We start from the raw sequence: 7,897 nt of genomic DNA, 5'->3' as shown, positions 1-7,897 counted from the left end.
TATCTAGCTTAATATACATACTAACCACCTCAGAGTCAGTATGGAGAATCCAATTGAAAATGTACATATTTATTCAAGCGTTAATGTACATATTTAAGTTAGCATTTATACAAATTTGAGTATGCGCAAACTAAAAGTCATTTTAATTCTTACGAGGAAAACATGGTATGGATGTATATTCATCATTTGCATGCTTTTTTGTCTAATAATTAAATTAGGAACTCAAAAGTTATTTTATAATCTTTGTTTGCGAAATATGTAATTAATAAGTTGGCTTAGGTATGACCTGGATGGGTTAGTTTAACTTATATTCATCTCTCAATATGTAATTTCATGTCAATGTCAGTTGATATGTTAATATCAACTGAACGTGTTTGTACTACCTTACTGTTTACATAACATTAATATGTTTTAGTTGTTTGCTGTTAGTTATGCTATGAGTACTATAAAGATTGTTTTGTATCTAAAGTTCTCTAAGTAAGGAATATATTAAATGAATGGTTTTTTACTTTTGAAATTTAGTTGTAAATATAAATCGAAATTTTGGTATGAAAACCCTGTACTTAGATATACTAATAGTATTACCTGAATTAGGTGATTAAATGACATATGCAAAAAAAGAAAAAGGTTAATCAATTAGAAGCATTATTTTTGTGAGTTTAATTAATAGTTGCGAAGTAGTATTGACATTTAGATATTATAGAGATAATCTTATACATAAGTTTTATTGTTTAAAATTAATATACGAATCGAGAGATATTTAATTCTTGCTAAACGGACACACCGAGGGCATATACCTGCCATTGGTGTGTCTTTTTTTATTTAATAACTAGAAAATGATAAGGAGAGTATTAAAGAATGAATGAAATTATTAGTGAAAGTAAAAGAAGATTTGATAAATATTGTAAAGATAATCAAGTTTTTGAGGAGAGAATTAATTCTCTTATTAACTACTATTTTTTAATGCTTGCTGATCGTGTAAACATTTTACAAGATAGAGAATTTAATAACGAGGTCGAAGAGAAGCAATTTAAAAGCAGTCTCAAAAGATTCGAAACATTATTCCCAGCTGCTGCTAAGAATGCATTTCTAAAAGGATATCAGCTTGGTTTAGAGTTTTTCAAACATCCAGAGACAGTGATTCCGGATTCGCTATTTACAAATCCTAATTTTGTACAAGATATTCCTTTTGCAATTGTAAATGCAGCGGAATTTAGCATTTATGAATTAGTTCGAACGGATGAAACACAAGAATTTAGTGTATTTGCTGTTCGAACGTATGAAGGCATTAAACCCATAATGGAGCAAGTGTTTTGTGAAATTGCATTGTTTGGTGCGGAAATTGCACTTGAGCATGAGCGTGAGGAAAGAGGACTGAAAGTAGTAGAAGGAAAAACAACTACATTTACAAATGTTCCAGTAGATCGTTTATTTACAATTACTCCATCTGTAGCTGCTAATGTTGTGCATGCAGACGGTCGTTGTGAAATCTGGAGTCTAAACTGGAATACGAAATTAACTTTAGATAACCCTTTTATTGAATTAGCACAAGTAACCATTGTTTACAAAGACAAGACAGAAATACAAAAAAATCTTCGAGATGGATTTATATATGAACAAAGTTTATTTAGTGCGGTACCGTTAGAAGAAATCGAGGATCGTTTAGAGGTTAGAGTCAAATACAACCTTATTGATAATATGCCATGTAATTTGAAGGGATTTGAAATAGAATCACTTCTCACCGAACTATTAACAAAAATACAAAACGCAACAAAAGTGCCTTTTGAAAACATGCTATTACTTTAAAGTGATTTTCTATCAAAGAGGAGTTTTTCATAATGAAAAAGATTGTATTAGCTATTAGTGATACTGTGTATACGGCATATTTACGTGAGGATTTTGTTGGTGCAGGATTTGAAGTGGCTGATAGTGATGTCATGCACATAAAGTATTTAGATGAAATTCTAGATACGGAGCAACCTGATATTCTATGTATTAATGACAAACGATTAAATATTGATGCAGGACACGAAGATAAGCGAGAATTAATTATTTTACAGAAGTTAAGAGACATTCGCTTTCAGCGAGATATTCGCATTGTAGTATTTACAGAGCGTGAAAATAATGATGAATTTTTAGCGAAACTGATTTATCTAGGTATCTATGACATTTTTAACTCTCGTAAAATTGACATTGATAATAAAGTCATCCCGCAGCTGCTACAGGAATCGGATATTAAAAATGTAGTGGAAATTGTAGGAACAAGTCAAGCACCGCAACAAACAAAGGTGCCCAAGGTTCTTGTTGATGAGGAAGAAGAGAAAGTATCAAGTGAATTAGAGGAAGGTGGCAAAAATGAACCTTCTTCTAAATCCAATAAACTATTTAAAAACAAACAAAACCGTAAGTCTATTCAGAAGGAAACGTCAAAAGCGCCAATTATTAAAAAACAGTATAAATTGGCTTTTGAGCCAGTATATGAAAAACAAATTGGTATTGCTATTCCAAGACGAACAATTGTTGTGGCCAGCATGAACAGGAGAAGTGGTGCCACTTTTGTTTCACATCTTTTAGCAGCTTACTTAAATGAACTACAGATTGATGTGAATTATATAGAGAACTTATATGATGATGGTTATACGTATCCGTTATTAAAGGGATATACAGAAGCGCCAGAAAACTATCGTAGTGAATTTATGTTGCAGCGATATAAAGAGATGCTACAGAAGGAATCTGATATATTATTAATTCCAAAATGGAAGCAAGGAAGAATAAATTATATTGTAAAGAATCCTATAGTTGACCAAGAGCTGAAAAACGAAACAGAGCAGGACTTCGACCATTTTATTAAGGTTTTATTGGCCAACCAAGAAGCACCTATATCTATTATTGATGCAGGGAGCGATTGGGATAAAAATTTATACCATGAGATATGTGAAATGGCGGATTACATATTCTTTGTAGCGGAACCAGATCTGCATCAATTGCTAAAGATAGCGCATCCTCTTACACAAAAAGAGAGAAAGCTCGTTTCTTACTTAGGTTTAGAGAAAGTGAGGATCATTGGGAATAAGTTTTCTCCTGTACTTTTAAAGCATGAAATAGTAGAAGAATGCTTTGGAGATAAGGTATTAACTGCTTTACCACCATATGAAATAGAAGATGTGTTCGAGTCACAATTGAATAGTAGTACGTTACTATCAATTCGCAACTATTATAAAGAGTTAGAAGGAATAATGAAGGAAATAGCAGAGTTATTGCTGCCAAATCAATTGTTGAACCCCCAAAAAAATTCTATTTTAAGCGGATTTCGATTTCGAAAGTCTGAAAGTTAAGGAGGATGAAGAGGAATGCAAAAGTTTATTGTTGCAGCAAGTATGTTGCTGTTATTTGTAGGTTGTCTATTCTTTGTAACTGATATGGTGATTGGAGATACAACACATACTGATAATAAATCGTCTTTAGAAAGGGGAGGCGAGATAGCTGTGGCTAAGTCTGTAAAAGTTGGTACTCTGCGTGCAGAAGAAGAAATAGCTATTGATCCAGAAAAAGCGAAACAAGAGTTTGAAAAGGCGTATAACGGTAATGCGGATTTTAAAGATCCCGCTTCAAAACGTAACTTCACTGTACATGATGTACAGGAAAAACCAGCAATGATTGCTGTCGAAGGTGATGTAGAAGCTGCTAGTTATTTTAAGCAATTTGATGAAAAAAAAGAAACGATAAAGAGTAAAGCGAGAAGTATTATTATTTATGATGCGAATGAAAAAGAAAAACAATTAGGTGGAAACGTAAAATAAAGAAAAAGAGTAGGTGCATTAAAAATGCAAAATACAGTAACTACGGCTCTATTCCTTACCTTTTCTTTATTATTAATTAGCCTTTTACCCGAAGGCGTTTTGTATGGAATACAGTTAGTGAAAGCACATAACTTTGCTGCTGATATAGTAGAAATCGCAGAAAATAAGGGTGGATTTCAATATGATTATAATGGAAAAAGGGTGGATTTAGTCCCTGGGATAGAGAAAAGAATGAAAGAAGAAAAGATGGATGGATGGAAGTATGAGTATACAAAGGGACGCATCGATCATAATCAATCCCTTTCTTTTAAGGTGAAAGCAGAACACCATTTCTTCATATTTAAGCTGATTGGTGTAGATGGCATAAAAGCTCCGATATGGGCGAGTAAAGAGGGATTGGGACAAGTATATTTTAAGTAATGAAAATTCTAAGATTTGTACTATAAAAGACTATGCTGAAAAGTATAGTTTTTTTGCCAGGAAAATATACCTATATAGAACAGAAGTTATAAAAAATGTTAATTAATTAATTAATTTATATGTTAAATTATCTGGATTTTATGTTTAAATTAGGTACAATAAAAGAAACTATGAAAAAACTAATATATTTGGAGGAACAAACAATGACTAACAAATTTTTAAAAACAGCAACAGCACTAACAATTATGGGTACATCTTTATTAGGGGCAGGAGCATTTACAGCGAAAGCTGCTGATAACACAGATTCATTAAAATTCAATGATGTTCCAGCAAATCACTGGTCTACAAAAGCAATTTATGATTTAACAAATCGTAAAGTAGTGCAAGGGTACGGAAATAATATCTTTGGCTTTGGTGACAATGTAACCCGTGGGCAAGTTGCTCGTATGATTTATATGTACGTAAAACCAGCAGATGCAGATGCTAGCTTCAAAAATCCGTTTACTGATATTAAAGGACATTTGTTTGAAAAAGAAATCTTAGCACTTGCTAAAGCAGGACTTGTAAATGGATTTGGTGATGGGAAATATGGTCCAGATGATATTTTAACTCGTGAACAAATGGCACAAGTGCTTACAAATGCATTTAAATTTAAGGCAACGAAAACAACAAAATTTGCAGATGTTGATAAAAATTCTTGGTCTTACGGTGCAATTAGTGCATTAGAGGAAAATGGGGTTACAATTGGTACAGGAGATAATATGTATTCTCCAAAAATGTTTGTAACACGTGAAGCGTATAGTCAATTCTTATATAACTCTATTAATGCAGTTGAAAAAGAAACAAAACCAGAAGTGAAGCCAGATCCAAAGCCTGAAACAAAACCAGAGGAAAAACCAGAAGTGAAACCAGATCCAAAGCCTGAAACAAAACCAGAGGAAAAACCAGAAGTGAAACCAGATCCAAAGCCTGAAACAAAACCAGAGGAAAAACCAGAAGTGAAGCCAGATCCAAAGCCTGAAACAAAACCAGAAGTGAAGCCAGATCCGAAACCTGAAACAAAGCCAGAGGAAAAACCAGAAGTAAAGCCAGATCCAAAACCTGAAACGAAACCAGAAGAAAAACCAGAAACTAAACCTGAATTACCAAAGGGATTAGATGCAAGTCTTGTGGCAGAGGATTTCACTTATTATCCGGAATCGTTAAATACACCGGTAGTACAGAAACAATTATCTCAAGAAGCACAGGGTATTTTGAAGGGAATTAATAGTAAATATAATACAAATCTTCAGTATAAAGATCCTGTACATATTGTAGATAAAAACATGTATCTTCCAGAAGGATCAATCGGAGCTCAATTTTCTGTAGCAGGGAGCCCAGATGATTTTAAAATTTTATTTTTAGATAACAATAAAGCAACAGTTGAATTGGCTAAAAAGTGGACTACTTTACTAAATGGTTTGAATTTAGATAAAGAGATTCAAGAAACGGTTGATGCAAAAACAATAAATAATTATCAAAAAGGAAACTACAAAATTCGCATAGGACAATCTATGACTGAACATACAATGTATATAAACGTTCAACCTAAATAATGATATAATAATTTATAAATATAATATGATTTTATAATGAAATACGTGAAGGACAAACCTTACGTACCTAACCAATGGTACAGGTTTGTCCTTTTTTATGTTTTAGGAGGGGAAATAGTGAAACTAAAAAGTAAAATATTGTTTGTTTGCACTTCAGTTTTGATAGCATTGCCTACAGTAGCTGAGGCGAAAAATGCTGATGTACCATTTTATAATGGGGATGATAATACTTTTGTAACATCGGATGACTTACAAATGACTGGTAAGTTTATTCGGCCAGGGAGTGGTTTTTCACCACCTGGTAGAGATTTATTATACAAAGGAGATCTTCACTATCCAGCTGTTTATAATGGCTCTTTCAATTTTAGTAATCCATATGAAAATTTGGTTAAGAACGAAGACTTATCTGAACCTTATATTCGAATTGCAAATGAAGGTTATTGGAATAGCGCTGTTACAGTTGGGGATCGTATGATAAGAAGCCTAAAGAATGGGAAAGTTACGAATGGATACCCTTAAAATAAAAAGACAAAAGTTATAATACTTTTGTCTTTTTTTCTTGCTATTTCTTCTAACAGTTTCGTGAACTATACATGATTTTTAGTGAGTTCTATAAATGCTTGATATTTTGTTACATCACTAATATCAAGTCCAAAATCGAAAGCATCTATTTCTGCATGATAACCGTAAGATACTAAACCAAAATCTTTATGTGACTCAGGTAAATAAATAAGTACTTTTGCATTTTTATAGTCTTTTAAATTTTATAATTCATACATTTTAACGATTAGATATTTACCGATTCTATTAATTGCATTTGTTCCGCTTGTGATGTTAGAAATCTCATCATAAATGTGTAATGTATGATTTTCACTGTCGAAGATAAATAAAAAAAGACACCCAAAGGTGCCTTCCTCTAACTTGGACTATCCTGTATTAATGCCATATTGATTAATGCATTAAATTATAAAAATAATTAGTTATTGTTCCATGTACCCTAGCTGATATAATAGATAAGGAAATTATTGGTTAATTAATACTGCACATATATTATAAGGGGAGGCAAATAAGTTATGCAGATATTGTTAGAAATTTTTTCTGCTATATGTGATTTCTTTTATGCTGTACAACGGACGCAAGAAGAGAACAAGCAAAATAAGGAAGGTACTACTAGTAGTATGGTCTATGTTTTTTCCGTATTCGTAATTGTAGTAATGATTCTTTTTGCAATGTTTGCAACGTAATAGATGTTCAATCAAGAAGAAAGTATTAGAGAAAACAAGATAGTGAATAATATACATAAGCACCTCACCATCTCAATAGGATGGTGAGGCTTTTTAATGTACCAAAAAAAGACACCCAAATAAGAGTGTCTTTTCCCATAGTTTTTAGCAGAAGCAAGAAGCTCCGACAATAATTAATAAAATAAATAATACAACTAATAAAGCAAATCCTCCTGCAAAGCCACAGCCACCACCGCAGCTACCACCAAAGCCCATAATAATTCCTCCTTTAAAGAGTAGGAGAAAAATAAGGAGTCACTCATGTATTTTAATGGATTCAAATTACTTTATGTTTTTATGGATTAAATGAGCATGGCCTTTTGAAAATAAAAAAAAGACGCCATAAAGCGCCTCCCATTTGGGTAAATAAGAAGTAAGGTTTCCATTTTAATTGAAAAAAATAGAACAGGTGCTTAGATTTTATCACGATTTTTTTCTAAATGAACATGCATTGTTACATATAACCATAAATACCTCTATTTTTCATTTGATAAAACGAATTACAAATATTGGAAAAAAATTAAATAAATATTTCTACAAATTCAAAATATTTACAAAAATAACAAAAGTGATATATTTAAGGTGCAAGTTATAAAAAACTATTAAAGGGGGATTTATTATGTTCAAGAAATTAGTAGTTGGAGCATTAGCAACAGGTATCGCATTGACGGGAGGAATTGGGGCAGCGTCACATGCCTATCCACTTAAGAATGGAAACACAATGAACTTTCGTTCATATAACCAAAAAACTCTCGAAATATTTGGTATCTTTAAAAATGGGCATACCAAATAAACCTAG

General features: G+C 32.2%; 8 protein-coding genes and 1 pseudogene. 8 read left to right on the top strand and 1 reads right to left on the bottom strand.

The genetic code is table 11. The annotated features are described in order from the left end of the window. The first annotated feature begins 858 nt into the window (after nucleotides 1–858). The 7 genes and pseudogenes from ACS2CR_RS32660 (at nucleotide 859) to ACS2CR_RS32630 (ending at nucleotide 7,059) form a co-directional block, all read left to right on the top strand. Complete coding sequence (locus ACS2CR_RS32660) at nucleotides 859–1,806, top strand: hypothetical protein (RefSeq protein WP_097987550.1); 948 nt, start codon at nucleotides 859–861, stop codon at nucleotides 1,804–1,806. A 32-nt stretch (nucleotides 1,807–1,838) separates the two neighbouring features. Then, nucleotides 1,839–3,335, top strand: coding sequence for a hypothetical protein (locus tag ACS2CR_RS32655; protein WP_153603147.1), 1,497 nt, complete (start codon nucleotides 1,839–1,841; stop codon nucleotides 3,333–3,335). Between the two features lie 15 nt (nucleotides 3,336–3,350). Continuing rightward, entirely contained in the window at nucleotides 3,351–3,800 is a 450-nt protein-coding gene (locus ACS2CR_RS32650) for a hypothetical protein (protein WP_001168898.1), read from the top strand. 24 nt (nucleotides 3,801–3,824) lie between these two features. Next, complete coding sequence (locus ACS2CR_RS32645; RefSeq protein ID WP_001181726.1) at nucleotides 3,825–4,220, top strand: DUF4320 family protein; 396 nt, start codon at nucleotides 3,825–3,827, stop codon at nucleotides 4,218–4,220. Between the two features lie 140 nt (nucleotides 4,221–4,360). After that, entirely contained in the window at nucleotides 4,361–5,815 is a 1,455-nt protein-coding gene (locus tag ACS2CR_RS32640; protein ID WP_325839130.1) for an S-layer homology domain-containing protein, read from the top strand. Nucleotides 5,816–5,932: 117 nt separating this feature from the next. Then, nucleotides 5,933–6,304 (top strand): annotated as a pseudogene (locus ACS2CR_RS32635) (hypothetical protein); the annotation flags it as partial. Nucleotides 6,305–6,888: 584 nt separating this feature from the next. Further along, complete coding sequence (locus ACS2CR_RS32630) at nucleotides 6,889–7,059, top strand: hypothetical protein (RefSeq protein WP_001166431.1); 171 nt, start codon at nucleotides 6,889–6,891, stop codon at nucleotides 7,057–7,059. A 144-nt stretch (nucleotides 7,060–7,203) separates the two neighbouring features. Here the strand turns inward: ACS2CR_RS32630 and ACS2CR_RS32625 are convergent, their stop codons facing one another. Continuing rightward, complete coding sequence (locus ACS2CR_RS32625; RefSeq protein WP_000505681.1) at nucleotides 7,204–7,314, bottom strand: YjcZ family sporulation protein; 111 nt, start codon at nucleotides 7,312–7,314, stop codon at nucleotides 7,204–7,206. Between the two features lie 403 nt (nucleotides 7,315–7,717). Here ACS2CR_RS32625 and ACS2CR_RS32620 point away from each other — a divergent pair, with 403 nt between their 5' ends. Further along, nucleotides 7,718–7,891, top strand: coding sequence for a hypothetical protein (locus tag ACS2CR_RS32620; protein ID WP_438906138.1), 174 nt, complete (start codon nucleotides 7,718–7,720; stop codon nucleotides 7,889–7,891). The last annotated feature ends 6 nt before the right edge of the window (nucleotides 7,892–7,897 follow it).

It is taken from the genome of Bacillus cereus group sp. BceL291 (genome assembly GCF_051776705.1).
GTDB lineage: Bacteria > Bacillota > Bacilli > Bacillales > Bacillaceae_G > Bacillus_A > Bacillus_A cereus.
The sequence above is the reverse complement of the archived record's forward strand: the minus strand, read 5'-3'. Positions and strand labels throughout refer to the sequence as shown.